The sequence below is a fragment of the Chryseobacterium sp. c4a genome, assembly GCF_009900745.1.
Classification (GTDB): Bacteria; Bacteroidota; Bacteroidia; order Flavobacteriales; family Weeksellaceae; genus Chryseobacterium.
This window is the reverse complement of record NZ_WXVU01000024.1, coordinates 1-18,760: the sequence shown is the minus strand read 5'-3', so window position 1 is coordinate 18,760 and position 18,760 is coordinate 1. Positions and strand designations below refer to the sequence as shown.

Sequence of the window (18,760 nt, the reverse complement as noted above, 5' to 3'; positions counted from 1 at the left end):
AAAAAACTAACTCAATATGTTTAAGACGAAAGATGCTTGGATGAATTTCTTCTATTCATTCGGTGCTGCAATTGTAATTCTTGGAGCTTGGCTTAAAATTACTCACATAACCCTGGGACCAATTAACGGTAATATAGCGCTTACTGTAGGGCTTATTACAGAGGCGATTATCTTTATTATCTTCGCTTTCGACCCTCCAAAAACTGAAGAGTCTTATGCTTGGGAAAATGTTTACCCTGAATTATTAGACAAACATGCAAACCCAAACCCATTACACTCAAATGTAACTACGAGAAATACAGGTAACCAATTCGCAGAATTAGAAAACTCTCTTTCTACTAAATTGGATAAAATGCTTGAAGACGCTAGACTGGATGTTCAATTATTTGAGAGACTAAGAACTGGAATTGACAAGTTTTCAAGTTCTGTAGATCAAATCAATCAAACTGTTGACGTTTCTGCTTCTACTCATAAATATAACGATCAGTTGAACAAGGCTGCTCAGCATATGGAAAGTATGAATGCATTATATGCTATGCAGTTGGAAAGCGGTAAGAAACAAGCAGAATTTGCTACTAAATATGTTTCTGACATGCAGAAATCTGTTGAACATTCTGAAAAATTCAACCAAGAGCTACAAGGTTTAACTTCTAATCTTAATAATTTAAATAGAGTTTATGGTGGTATGCTAACTGCTATGAAGTCTTAATTCCTAACCATTTCTGAACTTATAAACTATTTAATCAAAAAACAAAGAAAAGAGAATGGCACAAGGAAAACAGACCCCTCGTCAGAAGATGATCAACCTGATGTATCTGGTGTTCATCGCGATGATGGCCCTAAACATTGATGCAGAAATCATCAGATCATACTATGACTCTACCAGAGCATTAAACGAAACCAGAACTTTAACAGAAAGAAAGAACGAAAAGATTTTTGAAAAAACGCTGGAAGCTAAAGCACAACAGGTTCCGGATACCTATGCAAAACCTTGGCAAGATTATAAAACTTTGAAAGGTAAGATTGATGCATTGGTAGAACATGCTCAAAAAATCAAAGATCTGTTAAAAAAACAATCTGAGTTTCATGATAAAGATCCTAATACAGGAAAAGAAATTGATGTAAGTGAAAATTTTGCTGCATTAAATAATAATGAAGCTACTACAGAATATTTCTTTAAGGAAGGAGACGAAAATACACCCTCTCCTAATGCATTAGAACTAAAACGTAAAATAGATGACGTAAGAGATTACATCAATAAAACGTTTGGTAATAATGATCAGCTTAAAGATTTAGTAGATAGAGCGAACAAATCTCTTATCGCGGAATATCCTAAAGGGAAATCTCCAAACGAAAAGACTTGGTTCCAGAATAAATTTTATCATCAGCCATTAATTGCCGCTATATCTAATTTGGAAATTATCCAAAATGATGCCAGAAACGTACAATCTGATGCATTAGCATTAATGCTTCAGGAAAAAGTGGATGCCAGCATCAAATTTACAAGCTATGAACCAATTGTTTCTGGACCTACAGATATTCAGGCTGGTAAACAAGCAGAAGTAAAAGTAATGTTGGGTACTTATTCTAACAGTAATAAGATCAGTATCTCTGGAGTAAGCAAGCAAGAAAATGGTAAAGGTATCATTCCTATTTCAGGAGCTGGTATCGGAGAACATAAATTGTCTGGAACGATTACATTAACAGATGCTTCTGGGAAACCACAATCTTTCCCTTGGACTCATACTTATAATGTAATTGCAGGGCCAAGAGAAGTAAAACTTGAAAAAGGATTATTACTTTCTGCTGATAAAATGAATGTAATGTATAGAGGACTTGAGAACCCTGTATCAGGATCTATCTTAGGTGCAGATAACTCTAAGCTTTCATTATCAGCTCCGGGAGCTACTGTAAGAAATACAGGTCCTGGTAAATGGATTGTAAAACCTTCAACAGGTACTACAGTGAAATTGACATTATCTGGAGTAGATCCTTTCGGAAAATCTGTTTCTCAGGTATTTGAATATAGAATCAAGAATGTTCCGCCACCGCAAGGTCAGATGAGAGGACAGAATGTATTGTCGATGCCGGCAACTTCTATTCCGAATCAATCTGTACAGGCTGCTATTCCTGATTTCGACTTCCCTGTTTCGTTCACCGTAACACAATTCATGGTAAGAGTACCTGGTAGAGCAGCATTATTAATCCACGGAAGCACATTAAGTGAAGCTGCAGGATTAATGAAAAATCTGAGAACAGGAGATGTAGTATCTGTATTTGATATTAAAGCGACAGCTCAAGGACTGGAAGGTCAACAGATTAAAAACATCACTCCTATAATTATTAATGTTCAATAGGACTAAAATTGTAATTTATTATGAAAAAATATATTAGCACCCTTTTAGTATTAGTCTCGGGATTTGCATTTTCCCAGACTATTCTGAACGCTTCTTCACCAGAAGAGTTTAGACAGATGAGAGCGGAGAACAAACAAAAAGTTGGTGATACTATTATTGATAAAACGGTAAAGCCTCTTGAATATGGATTTGTGGAAGATAAAGACATCCTTAAGAGTATGTTTGTTTGGGAAATCATCGATATGAATGATAAGATCAATCAACCATTTTACTATGATAATCCGGATGGTCTTCTTTCTACCCCTACAAGGTCTCTATACCAATTACTGTTAGATGCAGCTTTAACTGGTAAAATTGAGCAGGTGTATGATGATGAAAACTTTACTTTAAAGCTTTCACCGGAAGGAATCCAAAAAAGATTGGAGAATGTTAGAATTAACGATGCTGCAATCGATATCCTAAACTCAGGAAGACAATTAACTGAACAGGAGAAGAAAGAATATACCGACGTATTTAAGACAACTACTGACAAAGTAAAAGTGCTTAAAATTATGGGAATGTGGTTTGTAGATAAGAGAGACGGGCAGATGAAATACAGACCTCTTGGTATTGCTGCAATGGGCCCGGATCCTGCAGTACAAGGAGTTATAGGCCCAGATGGTAAACCAATTGCAAGCAATGATGATCTTATTGACCTATTCTGGATTTTCTATCCAAATGCAAGAGATGTTCTAGCCAACAATTATGTTTACAATAGAAAAAACTCTTCTGCAGATTTGTCTTTTGATGATATTATCAATGCAAGAAGATTCTCTTCTGTTATCTATAAATCTTCAACCGGTTTAGGAGATGGTACAATCAAAGATTACATTCCTAAAGATGCTGATGATCAGTTAGAAGAAAGCGACAGAATCAAGTCGCAGATTCTAGAAATGGAAAATGATATGTGGAATTACTAAATTTCACTTGATATTTATACAAAACCTGAGTATTTTTACTCAGGTTTTTTTTATTATAAGTCGCCCTTTGTTTATTGTTAATCAATAATCAATGATATAGGCGATTGTAGATGACCTTTAAATAAATGAAATTGCTCTATGAAAAATGTAGATTATATTATTGTAGGAGACGGATATGCCGGGCTTTTTTTAGCGCATCAGCTGGTGAAGAACAACAAATCCTTCGTGATTTTTTCTGAAGGAAGAAAAAGCGCTTCACAAGTTTCGGCGGGTATTATTAATCCTGTTGTACTTAAAAAGTTCACCACCTTCTGGAAAGCTCAGGAGCAAATTGATTTTCTGAAGAGCAGCTTGAAGGAAATAGAATCATATACCGGCGAAAACTATTTGATCAGTGCGCCTATTCACAGAATTTTTCATGATGAAAATGAACAGAAGCTTTGGCTTAAAAAATCGAAAAATGAAGAATTAGTGAACTTTTTGGAAGAAAATTTTGAGTCTTTAAATGTAGTAAAAAACGATTTTCTCACAGGAAAGGTCAATCAGTCTGCCAGACTAAATGTTAATGGATTTTTCACGGGTTTATTCAGTTATTTTGAAAAAAACGGTTTTCTTATCAGTGAAAAGTTTGAATATACTAAATTGAATCCATCAGAATCCACTTATAAAGATTTTAATTTCAAACATATTATTTTCTGTGAAGGAATGGGAGTGAAAGACAATCCTTACTTTTCAGAAATTACTGTGAACCCGAATAAAGGACATCATATAAAAGTTGAACTTTCACAACCAATTCCGGAAGACATAACCATTAAAAAGAAACATTTTCTTTTCCCGACAGGTAATGGCCTTTATTTTTACGGGGGAACATACGATCGCGAGCAGCTTCATCATCATATTGATGAATCGGCGGTTAATCAGCTCGTCAATGGACTATCAGAATTCTACCCTTACGACTTTGAGGTGAAGGAAGTTAATTTTGGTTTCAGACCAACAGTAAAAGATCGACGACCTATTATTGGAAGACATGAAACTCATCATAATTTATATGTTTTCAATGGGCTTGGAGCAAGAGGAATTTTGAATGGTTGCTACTTTGCAAGAGATTTATTCCGTTTTATTGAAGAAGAGATTCCATTGCATGAGGAAGTTTCATTAAATAGATTTAAGTAATTCTTCATCAGAAAGCCATTTTAACAACAGTATTTTATGAATGAAAACCTATTAGGGATTATTGCAGGAGTACTGACTTCCGTATCCATGATACCACAACTTGTAAAAGTAATCCGGGAGAAAAATGTAGAAGACATTTCCCTGCTTATGCTTTTGGTACTTATTTCAGGGTTGTCTTTATGGGTATGGTATGGTTTTAAAAAAGATGAATTTCCTATTATTTTGTCAAACGCATTTGCCGTGTTGGTAAATATAAGCCTTTTGATTTGCTATATAAAGTATGATAAAAAGTAAAAAAGATGTCCCCATACAAGGACATCTTTTTATATTAAATCTAATTATTGTTTTCTTATTCAAGAACGAACTTCGCTAAAGGAGCCATTCTTGCTTTGTTTAAAGTTAATGTATTCCCGTTTACAGAATAGTTATCAGCTGCAAGGATAGCCTTTGTAAACTGATTTTCGATATCAAGATCTTCACAAGCCATCATTGTAGACATTCCTTGGTTAAATTTGATTCTCATAACATCCTGCTTGATCTCAAAAGTACCTCCTAATCCATTACATCCTGCATGACCTTCATATCTCATTCCATTCATGTCAAGCTTGAAATAAGGATTGTTCTTTGGATTTTTTAATTTGATCGGCTGACCATTAAGCTCCGTTAATTTCCAAGTCTTTCCTGTAATATCTGTTGTTGGTTTCTGAGCAGTCTGTGTCTGGCAAGAAACAAGAAATACAGCTAGAAAAAGAGCGGATAAATAGTAATACAAGCTTTTCATAAATTTTAAATTTTAATTTTACTGTTTGTGTATATGCTAATACGATGCCATTTTTGCCGGGCCTGATTCTTTTTTAGCCTGTTTAAGATGGAAAAGCACCATGTCTACGTTTTTCTTTAAGAAAGTGATATTTCCTTTAATATCAGAGTATTGATACTCTTCATTGGAGGCTGTATACTCAGGTAAAGCATCACTTTTTTTCAGGTCATAAGTTTTACCGTTTAAATGTACCGATGCTGTATTTTTAGTACGATTTATAGTGACTTCTATCTTTTCTCCATAGCTGTCAACATATACATCTTTTGAAATGTTATCAGTATTTTCAGGAGTAACAGCGGTAACCGTTTCTGCTTCTTTTCCGGGATGTTTACACGCTGTTGAGGAAAGAATTGCAAGTCCAAAAAGGAGGGATGTAAATAATTTTTTCATAATGATAAGTGATTTTAAAGTGTTTCATGAATTATGGTGTTAATACTATATAAAAATACAAATATTTTTGGTAATTATATGTTAATTTTACATAAACTGACATTGTGTTTTTATTTAATGAATTTTGTTCATCCTGTTTTAACACATTCTTCAACGAAACAGAAACTGACTATTTAGAGTAAGAAATTTAGGATTGAGGGAATTTATACTGTTTTTTTAACCGATTTATATTCAGGAGAATAGAGGGTGTTTTTTCTTTGTTCATTTGTTGTGTAAATTTTCGGCAAAAATAATTCAAAATTAAGAGAATAACAATAAGCTTATACTAATAATTTGAAATCATGATAAAGTTTAGTTTTTTAGGTTGATGTTTTCCCTAAATAATAAGAAGATTCGAAATAAAATGTCAAAAAACAGGACATAAGCCCATGAAAAAATAAAGAATCAAAAAGTATTATGGTCGTGGTAAGGAACATTTTTTATTTATAAATATTTATTTTTCAAATGATTTGATGTTTAATAAGGTTTCTAATTCAGGTTATTTAAAGGAGAGTTAAATTTTGTTAATCTATTATGAAGATATGATAATCTAAGTGTACATTTGCCACTTCAAAATGAGAAACTTTATAGTATTTTTTTTAACGAGTCTATTTCTGCTCTTTGTAGTAGAGAGCAAGCTCAATGTTAAAACACTTCGAAATGACTATTCAGGTCATGTTTCTCATCATCTCCCTAAAAGAGCGAATCGACTGAATCAGACGTATGAAAAATTATCTATTCAGCAGATGACCTCAGATACCATAGATGATAATTCAACTTTAGAACTCACCGAAAATAGTTTTCAGCTGTCTGATATATTTCAGACGATTATTGTTTTTGCTGGAATTTTCAGTCTTGTTTATATTTTTGGACTCAAAAGTAAAAAACAGTTTAAACCAGATATTCACGGTTTAATTTTTGGGCTCACTGCCAAGAAGTTTATTCTGATTCGTTCTATTAGAATTTAAAAATTCATTTTTTCCAATGATCTTCTGCCTGATTTCAGGTGGGAAAGCTTTGCGTTGTGTATGTTGGTAATCATCACATTGCAGTATCTCTCTATTACCATTTTATTTCTATTCAAAACATTAACGATTTATAAAACTCTAGAATTATGATGAAAAGAGTTGCCTCAGGTATTGCGCTTAGCGTTCTTTTACTGGCTGTAAGCTGCAATAAGAAAAAAGAGGAGAAAGAAGAAGTAACTACTTACCCGGTAACATCACCGGTAGTAATGGATACTGTGATTAATAAGGAATATGTAGCTCAGATTCAATCTGTAAAGAACATTGAGGTTCGGGCTCAGGAAAAAGGATTCCTTGAGAAAATTTTTGTAGATGAAGGGCAATATGTACATGCAGGACAAACGCTATTTCGTATTATGCCTAAACTGTACCAGGCAGAATTATTAAAAGCAAAAGCAGAAGTAGAACAAGCTAGTATTGAACTGAAAAATGCAAGTACTTTAGCCGGAAACAATATTGTTTCTAAAAATGAAAAAGCAATGGCTAAAGCTAAACTGGATGCAGCCAATGCAGAAATGAAACTGGCACAGATTCACCTGTCTTTTACGGATATTAAAGCTCCGTTTTCAGGGATTATCAACAGAATTCCTTTGAAATTGGGAAGTCTTGTAGATGAAGGAGATTTGCTAACTTCATTATCAGATAATACAAGTATCTACACTTATTTCAATGTTTCGGAGCCGGAATATCTGAGCTATCAGACTCATGCTGCAGACAGAGGAAGCAACCAGGTATCCCTGATTACTGCAAATGGAGAAATGTATACACAGAAAGGAGAAATTCAAACTATTGAAGGGGAATTTGATAATGAAACCGGAAATATTGCGTTTCGTGCTAAATTTCCCAATCCTGATAAACTTTTGAGAAATGGAGAAACCGGAAAAGTACAGATGACGATGCCGGTACACAATGCATTGATCATTCCTCAGAAAGCTACCTATGAAATTCAGGATCAGAAATATGTATTCGTAATTGATAAAAATGGTACTGCAAAATCCAGAAACATTAAAGTGGCTTATGAACTTCCGGATCTGTATGTTGTAAGCTCGGGAATTTCAAAAGGAGATCAGATTCTTTTGGAGGGCGTTCAGAAGGTGAAGGATGACCAAAAAGTAAAAACAAAATTCCAGGATCCTCAAAAGGTTCTTAAGTCATTGAAATTAAAAGCAGAGTAGTGGTCTCTAAAATGAAGTAGTATGTTTAAGAAATTCATCCGCAGACCCGTTCTGTCTATTGTAATCTCATTGATTATTGTGTTTTTAGGAATACTGTCGTTGGTAAAACTTCCGGTGACTCAGTTTCCTTCTATTTCTCCGCCCAAAGTAAATATTACCGCAGAATATCCCGGTGCCAACAACGAGTTGTTGATTAAATCTGTTGTGATCCCATTAGAAAGAGGATTAAACGGAGTTCCGGGTATGAAGTATATGACCTCAGATGCCGGAAATGATGGAGAAGCTTCCATTCAGGTGGTATTTGATCTGGGAACAGATCCCAATGTTGCAGCAGTAAATGTTCAAAACCGTGTATCTTCCGTAGTTAATAAATTACCTCCTTTGGTAGTTCGTGAAGGGGTTAAAATTACCCGTGAAGAACCAAATATGTTGATGTACATCAACTTGTATAGTGATGATCCGAAGGCTGACCAGAAATTCTTGTTCAACTATGCAGATATCAACGTTATGTCTGAATTGAGAAGGATAGGCGGTGTTGGTTTTGCAGATATTTTGGGTACCCGTGAATATGCAATGCGTATCTGGCTTAAACCTGATAGATTAACTGCTTATAACATTTCAGCAGATGAAGTGATGGAAGCTTTGAATGAGCAGAGTTTGGAAGCTTCTCCGGGAAAAACAGGAGAAAGTTCAGGTAAGCGCTCACAGTCTTTTGAATATGTATTAAAATATCCAGGTCGTTTTAATAATGAAAAGGATTATGGAAATATTATTTTAAAAGCTAAACCTAATGGTGAATCTGTAAGATTAAAAGATGTCGCTGATATTGAATTCGGAAGCTCAATGTATGATATCTATTCTACATTGAATGGAAAACCTTCTGCTGCGATTACAGTAAAACAGTCTTATGGCTCCAATGCAAGTGATGTTATCAAAAATGTTAAAGCCTTGATGTCGGATCTTGAAAAGACTTCCTTCCCTAAAGGAATGCATTATGAGATCAGTTATGATGTTTCAAGATTCCTGGATGCCTCTATGGAAAAAGTAGTTCATACTTTATTTGAAGCCTTTGTATTGGTAGCAATTGTAGTATTTCTTTTCCTTGGTGACTGGCGTTCAACGTTGATTCCTGCATTAGCTGTACCGGTTTCATTGGTTGGAACTTTTGCAGTGATGTCAGCATTTGGAATTACACTGAATATGATTTCCCTCTTTGCATTGGTAATGGCGATTGGAGTCGTGGTGGATGATGCTATTGTAGTGATAGAAGCCGTTCATGCCAAGATGGAAGAGAAAAATCTTTCTCCTCTAAAAGCGACAGAAGAAGCAATGCATGAGATTAGTGGAGCGATTATCGCTATTACTCTGGTGATGGCATCGGTATTTATTCCTATTGCGTTTATGTCAGGGCCTGTTGGAGTATTCTATCGTCAGTTCTCGATTACAATGGCTTCGTCTATTATCTTATCGGGGGTTGTGGCTTTAACTTTAACACCAGCTTTGTGTGCTTTAATCCTGAAAAATAACCACGGAAAAGCGAAAAAGAAAACACCCATTACCATCTTCCTTGATAAATTCAATAACTTATTTACAAAAGGAGCGGGTAAGTACGAGAAGATGCTGAACAAAACAGTAACTAAAAAGATGTTCACATTACCTCTGTTATTAGTTTTCTGCGCTGCAACTTATTTCCTGAGTAATTCACTTCCATCCGGATTTATCCCGGCAGAGGATCAGGGGATGATCTATGCAATTATTCAGACTCCGCCAGGATCTACTTTAGAGAGAACGAATCAGATTGCAAGAGAGCTTCTAAAAGAATCAGAGGATATCGATGGAGTACAGTCTGTTTCTTCATTGGCTGGATATGAAATTTTGACGGAAGGTACCGGGTCAAACTCAGGGACTTGTCTTATTAATCTTAAAAGCTGGGATGAACGTAAAGAATCTGCTACTGAAATTATAGAAAAGCTGGAAGAAAAAGCGAAGAATATTCCGGGAGCTAATATTGAGTTTTTCCAACCACCTTCCGTTCCGGGTTATGGAGCAGCCGGAGGTTTTGAGCTTCGATTGCTTGATAAAGCTGGAAGTGGCGATTATCATAAAATGGAGCAGGTAAGTAATGATTTTGTAAAAGAATTAAAGAAACGTCCTGAGCTGGGATCTGCCTTTACTTTCTATTCTGCAAGTTTTCCACAATACATGCTTAGGATAGATAATGATCTTGCTGAACAGAAAGGAGTAACTATTGAGAAAGCAATGGATAACTTATCTACGCTAATTGGATCCAATTATGAGACTAGTTTTATCCGTTTTGACAGACCTTATAAAGTTATTGTTCAGGCGGGGCCTCAATATCGTGCTTTGCCAACAGATCTATTGAAACTGTATGTTAAAAATGATAAAGACCAAATGGTTCCTTATTCCGATTTCATGAGATTGGAAAAAGTATATGGACTATCTGAAATGACAAGACATAATATGTATAACTCTGCCCAGGTGAGTGGTACTCCGGCACCGGGATACAGTAGTGGACAGGCTATTAAAGCGATTCAGGAAGTTGCAGATAAAACACTTCCGAGAGGCTTTGGTATTGACTGGGCTGGGATTTCAAAAGATGAAGTAAGCCGTGGAAATGAAGCCGTGTTTGTATTTCTGGTTTGTTTAGGATTTGTGTATTTGATTCTTTCTGCACAGTATGAAAGTTTTATTCTTCCATTGCCAGTGATCTTATCATTACCAGTGGGGATTTTTGGAGCATTCCTTTGCTTAAAACTTTTAGGATTAGAGAATAATATCTATGCTCAGGTAGCCATGGTAATGCTTATCGGGCTTTTAGGTAAAAATGCCGTATTGATTGTAGAATTTGCGGTACAGAAAAAGGCAGAAGAAGGAATTCCTGTGATGCAGGCTGCGATTGAAGGAGCTGCGATTCGTTTCCGTCCTATTTTGATGACTTCATTTGCGTTTATTGCCGGATTGATTCCGTTGGTAATTGCAACAGGGCCTGGAGCTATTGGAAACCGTACCATCGGAACTGCTGCGGCTGGAGGGATGCTGATAGGAACCATCTTTGGGTTAATGATTATTCCAGGGTTGTACTATATCTTCGGAACGATTGCAGAAAAATCCAAATTGGCGAGATATGAAGAAGAAAATCCTTTAACAGAACAAACTGAACCTTATGAACACGATGGAAAATTCGAAGACTAAAAATATAATAACTGCCATTGCCTTATCTCTTGTTCTAGCAAGTTGTAAGGCACCAATGGCGACTGTCATAAAAGACGAGGTAAAGACAAATATCCCTCAAAACTTCAATCAGGAAGAACAACAAGATGCTAATAACAATAGCGGAACAACACCTTGGAGACAATTTTTTACAGATCCTAATCTGGTAACGCTTATTGAAACAGCTTTGAAGAATAATCAGGAGCTTCTGATCACTCTTCAGGAAATTGAAATTGCTAAAAGTGGCGTTTTAGCTAAAAAAGGAAGGTTGACACCTACTGTTTCTGCCGGAATAGGAGCCGGATTGAAAAAAGCAGGCCGTTATACAAGTGAAGGAGCCGGAGATGCAAGTACAGAAATGGAACCTGGGAAACCTATACCTGATCCATTAGGGAATTTTGAAGCAGGTTTAAATGCAAGCTGGGAAGTTGATATCTGGAAAAAGCTGAGAACAGAAAAAGAATCAGCGGTGGCTCATTATCTTTCTACGGTAGAAGGGAAAAATTTTGTTCTGTCTAACCTTATTGAAGAAGTCGCTGATAGTTATTATGAACTATTGGCTTTAGATAATCAATTGGATATTATACAGCAGTATATCAAACTTCAGCAAAGAGCGTTGGAAATTTCCAAAATTCAGAAAGAAGCGGCAGCAGCAACTGAACTGGCGGTGAAGAAATTTGAGGCAGAATTGGCTAAGTCCAAAGCTTCAGAATACACCATTCGTCAGCAAATTACTGAAAAAGAAAATGAGATCAATGCTCTGTTGGGAAGGTATCCACAACCGATTGTCAGAACAAAGGAAAACTTTATGTCTACGATTCCACCAACAGTGTATACCGGAATTCCATCACAATTGCTGGCTAACCGTCCTGATATCAAACAGGCAGAATTAGAACTAAAAGCCTCAAAATTAGATGTAGAAGCTGCAAGAAAAGAATTCTATCCTTCATTGGAAATTTCTGCGACATTAGGATTAGAAGCATTTAAGCCTTCTTATCTGGTTAAAATGCCTGAGTCTATTGCTTATAATCTAGTAGGAGAATTAGCCGGGCCGTTAATTAATAAAAGTGCCATTAAAGCTAACTTTCAGACTGCAGATGCCAAGCAGATCCAAGCATTATATGAATATGATAAAACCATCTTAAATGCTTATCTGGATGTTGCTAATCTGATGTCAAAAGTTAAAAATATAGACCAGTATTATCAATTGAAATCCCAGGAAACGAAAGCTCTGGATCAGTCTATTGATATCGCTAATCAGTTATTTAGAAATTCAAGAGCGGATTATCTTGAAGTTCTTTTGAACCAAAGAGATGCACTGGATGCTAAAATGGAACTGATAGAGGCAAAACAAAAACAGCTGAGTACAGTCGTAGACATCTATAAAAGTCTTGGCGGTGGATGGAAATAAAAAAAACATCATAATTCAATCAATAAACAGTTAATGTTTTGAGGGTCGGCTCTTCGGAGCTGGCCCTTTTTTTATTGAAATAAGGTAATTATTACGACGTGTTTTGTCGCAATACGGTAGTAGATTTGTAGGATCAATGAAGGATGTAGAAGCATAACAAAAAATCCTTATACTTGGAAATATTCCATATTAAATCGCATAAATGTGATTTTTAAGGCATAAAAAGGGTTAAATTTGCACAAATTTGAAAAGCTAATCATTAAACTCAAAATAACACGGGAATGAAAAAGATTTATCTCAGTGCATGTACTGTATGCACCATTCTTGGGCTTTCAGCTCAGGAAGTTCTCTGGCAAAAAGATATCCAATCCTCTACTCAGGATTTTCTAAGCCAGGTGACCACTACAATCGATCAGCAATATCTTATTACAGGAAGTTCAATACAGTCAGGAAGCGGGAAGCTTGAGGCTGGCAGTAAGCAAAACAACGGCTACGATTTCCATTTGGTTAAATTAAACCAACAAGGAGAAGAAGCCTGGGAAAAACATTTCTCAGGAAATAATCATGATTACTTATCTGCAACAGTCTCTACTCAGGATGGAGGGTTTCTTCTGGCTGGAACATCGTATTCTGGAAAAGGATTGGATAAGAAGGATGATTCCAAAGGCGGTTCAGATATCTGGCTGATCCGAATCAATGAATTTGGCGATGAAATCTGGCAGAAAACATTAGGAAGCGCTTCCGATGAAGAAGCCAAAGCAGTAATTCAGAGTACAGATTTAGGCTTTTTCGTTGCCGGAAACGTACAAAACTCTTCCAAAGGCTATGGTTCTAAAGATGTCTGGATCATCAGGCTGGACAAAGAAGGCAAAGAACTCTCCCAGCTTGTATTAGGCGGAAAAGGCTTAGATGAAGTAGAGAAAATAATTCCGACGAAAGACGGCGGAGCATTATTGGGAATTTATTCAAGGAGTTCCGAGGTTCGTGCTTCGGGATCTGAGAAAGGTTCCGGGATGCGAGATGTGGGTTCTGTGTCAACCGTTCAAAACTCGAATCCCGAACCCCACACCACAACCCCCGTATCCCGCACCTCGAAACAAAGCGAAAACTTCGGTGAAGGCGACTATTGGATCGTTAAATTGGATAAAAACGGAAAAGTAGAATGGGAAAAGAACTATGGTGGTAAAGGAGACGATCATATCAGAACGTTGGCTTTAACTTCAAATGGTTACATCATCGGCGGCGAATCTCGTTCCGAAAGATCAGGGAACAAAACTGTAGGGATTGAAGAAGGAACAGACCTATGGCTGATTGCTCTTAATGAAAGAGGCGAAGAACAGTGGCAAAAATCCTACAACTTCAAAAACCGTGATATCCTGATGGGAATGAGTGTGATACAGAGCCAAGATCCAAGAACCAAGAATCAAGATATCACGAAGGGAATTCTATTAGGCGGTTATACCCAGGCAGAAGGAAGAATACAAGAAAATGACGAAACCTTCTGGATGCTTTACCTGGATGGAAATGGAAACGAGCAATGGCGAAAACATGTGAGTGGAGAGTCCAGACAAAAAGAAGAAAGACTTTCTGATCTAAAACTGAACAGAGATGGCTCTATCGTTTTAGCAGGAACAAGTGCCAAGGAATTGGGTAAAGAAAACTGGAAGATTGTAAAACTGGGTGATAAGCAGGTCAATGAGCTGATAGAGAAGTATGACATTAAGATCTATCCAAATCCGGTATCCGATTATGCGTATGTAGAAATCGGCTTTGACTTCAAGGATGCTGATATTATGTTGTATGATATGAGCGGAAGACAGCTTCAGAGCTTTAAAACAAAGAACAGAGTGACTAAGATGAATACCCAGGCTTTGGTGCAGGGAGCTTATTTGGTGACGATAAAAACGGATAATAACAAAACAGCGAATGCAAAGCTGATTAAGAAATAAAAAAACATTAATCATGAAAAAAATAATAGCTCTGGCAGCAATATTGCCAGCGATAATGATGTGGGGGCAAACACTGGAATTGCCTAAAAATATTCAGTCTCCCAATGCTGCATCATTAGGGAAATATGGAGATATTCCTATGAATTTATCAACAGGAAGAGCAGATATTAATGTGCCGGTTTATTCTTTAAACGATGGTAATATACCTTTAGATATTAATCTGAATTATGATACCGGTGGTGTTCGTGTCAATGACCATCCGGGTTGGGTAGGGCAGAACTGGTCATTAAATGCCGGTGGCGTGATCACCCGAAACATGAAGGGAAGACAATTTGATGAATTTGAGAATGAATCAGCTGATAAATATGTTTATCAAGGGTATCTGTTTAATCGCTCCCTTTTAAATGTACCATACTGGAAAGATGACAGCTATTTGAGAAATATTGCTAATAATTCGGTTAACAACGGAGACCCTGATCTTGAGCCGGATATTTTTACTTTTAATTTTCTGGGAATGAGTGGAAAATTTTTCCTGGGGGAAGATGGTGAGTGGAAAGTAGCCTCGGATAGTAATCTTAAAGTAGAAATTGATCTTGCCGATAATATAAAGCCTTTGGGATTGGATTATGTTGGCTATCCTTATGCTGCTCCAAGCCGGGCACAGGTCAAAAGTATTGGTAAGATTAAACTTACTGATGGTGCGGGTAACCAGTATTTTTTCGGAGGTAATATGAATTCCATTGAGTTTAATGTTGTTGACTTTTTCAACCAATCCAATAATATTATGTTCTCTTCAGCCTGGTACCTGACTAAGGTTCTGGATAAATATAATAATGAAGTGTACACATTGGAGTATGAAAGAGGCGGTTATCAGGCCTCGTTTTATAATAGTTACTCCATTGCTGACTATCGTGTTCCCGGAGGAGGAGGGCTGAGCCCAGGGTGTAACGCTACTACTTATCTGGGACAGATGTATGCGGCAGGAAGCCTTATTGTTCCTTCTTATTTAAAAAAAATAAAGGCACTACAATCTGATCTCACGTTTGACTTTAGTTCATCAGAAAGCAATTCCCTTCATTACTTGGCTTCTGAACCTACTTTACAAACTACCTATGAGCAACAGCTTCAGCCAACAGCCTATAACCGTGATAAAGTTTTATCGAAGCTTTTCTATATTTTCTATGAAATGGATGGGGTAACCCCTGATTATCCTGCTGAAGGTTTTAATAATGGGTTCAATCTAAACGTTATTCTTAAAAAGCTAAAGTGGCGAAAACTCGACAATATTTCAATTGCCGGAAAAGGGTTTTCAAAGCAGATCCGCTTTAACTATGATGATTCCCCCACTACAAGGCTTATGCTGCAAAGAGTGGATCTGAACGATAAGGAATCGTACAAATTTTCTTATATAAAAGAAAATGTATTGCCAAAGTATTTATCTACACAGGTCGATCATTTCGGGTATTATAATGCGAAAGACTTTTCTCTTGACCCTAATATACATTACAGAATGAGGCAAACAAATGCATCAGCAGTTCAGTACGGTGCCCTAAACAGGATTATTTACCCCACAAAAGGATCAACTTTTTTTGAATATGAACCGCATCGGTATGCACAAGCGTTAAGCACAGGTTTTCAGATTGTTCCGGAGAATGGATATATTGGGGGGCTAAGGATCAAAAGAAAAAAAGATTATGATATCAACTTTAAGGAAATGAAAAGTGTTGATTATCAATATACCACCGGCGTTAATGCAGGCCTGTCGTCGGGAATATTAGCCAGAAAGAATTTGTATTCCTTTAGTGATTGGCGCGTAAAAAGTACTTCTGGACAAATGTATACCGGGAAGACTTTTAGTATCAACTCTATCATTCCTTTATCTAATTTTTCGGGTTCTTTTATTGAATATAGCAGTGTGATTGAAAAAGAAACGGGCAAAGGATATACGATTAATCAATTCACCAGTTCTTTAGATTATCCTAATACAAAAGGAGCTACACTGGCTGAGGAATATAGCATTATGGATCCCCAAAATGAAATGGGATACAAACGAGGAAAACTGCAATTAAGGTCTTATTATAATGAAAACAATGCTTTACTGAAAGAAGAGAAGTATACTTATTCATTTAATCAGGCGCAAAAAGCCAAAGCATTTAAATATGGCGTTCAGGCTGCTTGTCAAACCGGTAATATTATAACTGGCAATGCTTATGAAGTCCATTATTCAGATTTTACGTTAAAGGAAAAAATTACCAAGACATACGAAGGGGCACAGGTTCTTGAAAGCAAAGAATCTTATACGTATGACCCAAAAGACAATTTTGGAGACCAGTTTTTAAGAAGAAAATGGATTACTTATCCTGACAATAGGAAAGAAGAAGAACTTTATACCTATACGTTTGATAAAACGACACCTTTATATAATGAGCTTTCTGGTAAGAGGGAGTATTCTATTATTTCAAAAGAAAATAAATTGGATGCAATACCTATTATTACCTCTGAAATTGAATATGCTAAGGTTCCGGTATTTAACAATAAAGGAATAGCTACCAATACGCAGAATATTTTCCCTACTATGTATAATAAATCAACGAATGGAAGCCCTGTTGAAAATGAACTGACAATTGATAAATATGACAAATATGGGAATATCCTGATGGGGCATACCAAAGGCGGAACCTATCATTATTACTATTATGGGTACAATGGGAAATATCCTATTCTAAAAATAGAAGGCGGTGTCATAAGTAATACTGCATTAGACTCTAAGATAGAGAACCTGATCAGCCTTTGCGAAAATAATGCGACGATCAATAGTTCTATCATCAATGCTCAAAAAGAAATCAGAATGTTGCTGCCTGAACATCAGGTAACTGCTTATACTTATTTGCCCAACATCGGTGTAGAAACTATTTCTCCTTCCACAGGAGTTACAGAATATTATAGTTATGATAATTTGTATCGATTACAGAATATTAAAGATTCCAATCAAAAGATCATCAAAGAGTTTACGTATAATTATTCAAGTATAGATCCTGTAAAAGATATTTACTATAGTAATGAAAAGAAAAGGAATGTTACCAAAAATGATTGTCCCAATGGAGCCGAAGGAGGAGATTATGAATATATCGTTCCGTTCGGAAGGTATGTTTCCTTTACAAGCCAGCAGGAGGCAGATAGTAAAGCGCACCAGGATATGATGACCCAAGGACAGGCAGAAGCTAATTTATATGAAAGCTGTGAGGTGACCCAATGTATAGAGTTTAGTAATTTCTGGAACGGATTGAGCATTGAGAAAATAGGCTATAGAAAAGTGAAAGTCAATATTGATCTTTATTTTAATAATTTATCTTATTATGACTGGAAGAAAGGAGTAAAGATTGCCGATATCCAATTGTCATGTTCTCCTATTTACAAAATGTTTAGATATGATATAGGAGTAGATAACCCCAATGCCATCTGGACGGTGTATGTAGATACTATGGGGCAAGTTTTTGTAAAATATACTTCAAATGAACAACTAATCCCGCATTACCAGTTGTCGTTTATTTTTTATGCAGAATAATGAGCTCTATGTTTAATCTCAAAAGATTTTCTATCATGAAAATGAAATCGTTAAAAAGTAAATGGGTAATGGTAATAACTGCGTTACAATATACCTGTGATCAAGGTGAAAAAGGAATCAAAAATTATAAAAACTAAAATCGATGAAAAAAATAATAATCCCCATAAGTGCCATCCTTTTGATGGGTACTATAAAAGCCCAGGTTCAGCTGCCTAATGGTTTAGCCGGATCCTCCACTGAAAATTATGTTTATACCAGAACCTATCTAGAAGAAAAATCTCAAAGTGATCCTGCGGCTAAACAAGCCCAAACTGTTCAGTATTTTGATGGTCTGGGAAGACCCAAGCAGTTGGTGAATGTAAAAGCCTCTCCCCAAGGAAAAGATGTGGTTATCCCTATTGAATACGATCCGTTTGGTAGACAGGTCAAAGACTATTTACCCATTCCTCAGTCAGGAACTCTGAATGGAGCGATCATTCCAGATCCGTTATCCAGTGCTACAAACTCTTATGGCTCCGAAAAGATCTATTCTGAGAAAGTATTGGAAAAATCTCCCTTGGACAGAATCTTACAACAAGTTCAGCCCGGTAACGACTGGGCCAATAAACCTGTAGGCTTTGGATATGAAGTCAATCTGGCTAATGAAGTATACCAATATACCACCAA

General features: G+C 36.3%; 14 protein-coding genes. 12 read left to right on the top strand and 2 right to left on the bottom strand.

Annotated features, from left to right (window positions below):
* Positions 1 to 16 precede the first annotated feature (16 nt).
* The 5 genes from gldL (at position 17) to GTR01_RS22760 (ending at position 4,783) form a co-directional block, all read left to right on the top strand.
* Positions 17 to 709, top strand: coding sequence for a gliding motility protein GldL (gldL, locus tag GTR01_RS22780; protein ID WP_065396532.1), 693 nt, complete (start codon positions 17 to 19; stop codon positions 707 to 709).
* A gap of 55 nt (positions 710 to 764) precedes the next feature.
* A complete protein-coding gene (locus tag GTR01_RS22775) occupies positions 765 to 2,357 on the top strand; it encodes a GldM family protein (RefSeq protein ID WP_160140019.1) in 1,593 nt (530 codons plus the stop codon).
* 20 nt (positions 2,358 to 2,377) lie between these two features.
* On the top strand, positions 2,378 to 3,316 hold the full coding sequence (gene gldN / locus GTR01_RS22770) for a gliding motility protein GldN (protein ID WP_160140018.1): 939 nt from the start codon (positions 2,378 to 2,380) through the stop codon (positions 3,314 to 3,316).
* A gap of 138 nt (positions 3,317 to 3,454) precedes the next feature.
* Positions 3,455 to 4,489, top strand: a complete 1,035-nt coding sequence (locus GTR01_RS22765; RefSeq protein WP_160140017.1) for an NAD(P)/FAD-dependent oxidoreductase — start codon at positions 3,455 to 3,457, stop codon at positions 4,487 to 4,489.
* Between the two features lie 36 nt (positions 4,490 to 4,525).
* The gene (locus GTR01_RS22760; protein ID WP_160140016.1) at positions 4,526 to 4,783 is read left to right on the top strand and encodes a SemiSWEET transporter; all 258 of its coding nucleotides are present in this window, start codon (positions 4,526 to 4,528) and stop codon (positions 4,781 to 4,783) included.
* A 55-nt stretch (positions 4,784 to 4,838) separates the two neighbouring features.
* Here the strand turns inward: GTR01_RS22760 and GTR01_RS22755 are convergent, their stop codons facing one another.
* Complete coding sequence (locus tag GTR01_RS22755) at positions 4,839 to 5,270, bottom strand: META domain-containing protein (protein WP_160140015.1); 432 nt, start codon at positions 5,268 to 5,270, stop codon at positions 4,839 to 4,841.
* A 36-nt stretch (positions 5,271 to 5,306) separates the two neighbouring features.
* The gene (locus tag GTR01_RS22750; RefSeq protein WP_160140014.1) at positions 5,307 to 5,699 is read right to left on the bottom strand and encodes a hypothetical protein; all 393 of its coding nucleotides are present in this window, start codon (positions 5,697 to 5,699) and stop codon (positions 5,307 to 5,309) included.
* 614 nt (positions 5,700 to 6,313) lie between these two features.
* Between GTR01_RS22750 and GTR01_RS22745 the strand changes: the two genes are divergently transcribed.
* The 7 genes from GTR01_RS22745 to GTR01_RS22715 all read left to right on the top strand — a co-directional run.
* A complete protein-coding gene (locus tag GTR01_RS22745) occupies positions 6,314 to 6,706 on the top strand; it encodes a hypothetical protein (RefSeq protein ID WP_160140013.1) in 393 nt (130 codons plus the stop codon).
* 149 nt (positions 6,707 to 6,855) lie between these two features.
* Positions 6,856 to 7,938 (top strand): efflux RND transporter periplasmic adaptor subunit, encoded by a 1,083-nt coding sequence (locus GTR01_RS22740; RefSeq protein ID WP_160140064.1) that lies wholly within the window; start codon positions 6,856 to 6,858, stop codon positions 7,936 to 7,938.
* Positions 7,939 to 7,959: 21 nt separating this feature from the next.
* Positions 7,960 to 11,151, top strand: coding sequence for an efflux RND transporter permease subunit (locus GTR01_RS22735; RefSeq protein WP_160140012.1), 3,192 nt, complete (start codon positions 7,960 to 7,962; stop codon positions 11,149 to 11,151).
* Positions 11,123 to 12,580, top strand: coding sequence for a TolC family protein (locus GTR01_RS22730; protein ID WP_160140011.1), 1,458 nt, complete (start codon positions 11,123 to 11,125; stop codon positions 12,578 to 12,580). The genes GTR01_RS22735 and GTR01_RS22730 overlap by 29 nt, the downstream gene beginning before the upstream one ends.
* 281 nt (positions 12,581 to 12,861) lie before the next feature.
* Entirely contained in the window at positions 12,862 to 14,529 is a 1,668-nt protein-coding gene (locus GTR01_RS22725) for a T9SS type A sorting domain-containing protein (protein WP_160140010.1), read from the top strand.
* Positions 14,530 to 14,542: 13 nt separating this feature from the next.
* A complete protein-coding gene (locus GTR01_RS22720; protein WP_160140009.1) occupies positions 14,543 to 18,094 on the top strand; it encodes a DUF5977 domain-containing protein in 3,552 nt (1,183 codons plus the stop codon).
* Positions 18,095 to 18,236: 142 nt separating this feature from the next.
* Positions 18,237 to 18,760 (top strand): DUF6443 domain-containing protein (locus GTR01_RS22715; protein WP_228452327.1); only part of this gene is annotated, 524 nt, incomplete at its 3' end.

Coding starts and splice junctions, on each gene's coding strand:
- gldL (WP_065396532.1), top strand. CDS start 17: ATGTTTAAGACGAAAGATGCTTGGATGAATTTCTTCTATTCATTCGGT.
- GTR01_RS22775 (WP_160140019.1), top strand. CDS start 765: ATGGCACAAGGAAAACAGACCCCTCGTCAGAAGATGATCAACCTGATG.
- gldN (WP_160140018.1), top strand. CDS start 2,378: ATGAAAAAATATATTAGCACCCTTTTAGTATTAGTCTCGGGATTTGCA.
- GTR01_RS22765 (WP_160140017.1), top strand. CDS start 3,455: ATGAAAAATGTAGATTATATTATTGTAGGAGACGGATATGCCGGGCTT.
- GTR01_RS22760 (WP_160140016.1), top strand. CDS start 4,526: ATGAATGAAAACCTATTAGGGATTATTGCAGGAGTACTGACTTCCGTA.
- GTR01_RS22755 (WP_160140015.1), bottom strand. CDS start 5,270: ATGAAAAGCTTGTATTACTATTTATCCGCTCTTTTTCTAGCTGTATTT.
- GTR01_RS22750 (WP_160140014.1), bottom strand. CDS start 5,699: ATGAAAAAATTATTTACATCCCTCCTTTTTGGACTTGCAATTCTTTCC.
- GTR01_RS22745 (WP_160140013.1), top strand. CDS start 6,314: ATGAGAAACTTTATAGTATTTTTTTTAACGAGTCTATTTCTGCTCTTT.
- GTR01_RS22740 (WP_160140064.1), top strand. CDS start 6,856: ATGAAAAGAGTTGCCTCAGGTATTGCGCTTAGCGTTCTTTTACTGGCT.
- GTR01_RS22735 (WP_160140012.1), top strand. CDS start 7,960: ATGTTTAAGAAATTCATCCGCAGACCCGTTCTGTCTATTGTAATCTCA.
- GTR01_RS22730 (WP_160140011.1), top strand. CDS start 11,123: ATGAACACGATGGAAAATTCGAAGACTAAAAATATAATAACTGCCATT.
- GTR01_RS22725 (WP_160140010.1), top strand. CDS start 12,862: ATGAAAAAGATTTATCTCAGTGCATGTACTGTATGCACCATTCTTGGG.
- GTR01_RS22720 (WP_160140009.1), top strand. CDS start 14,543: ATGAAAAAAATAATAGCTCTGGCAGCAATATTGCCAGCGATAATGATG.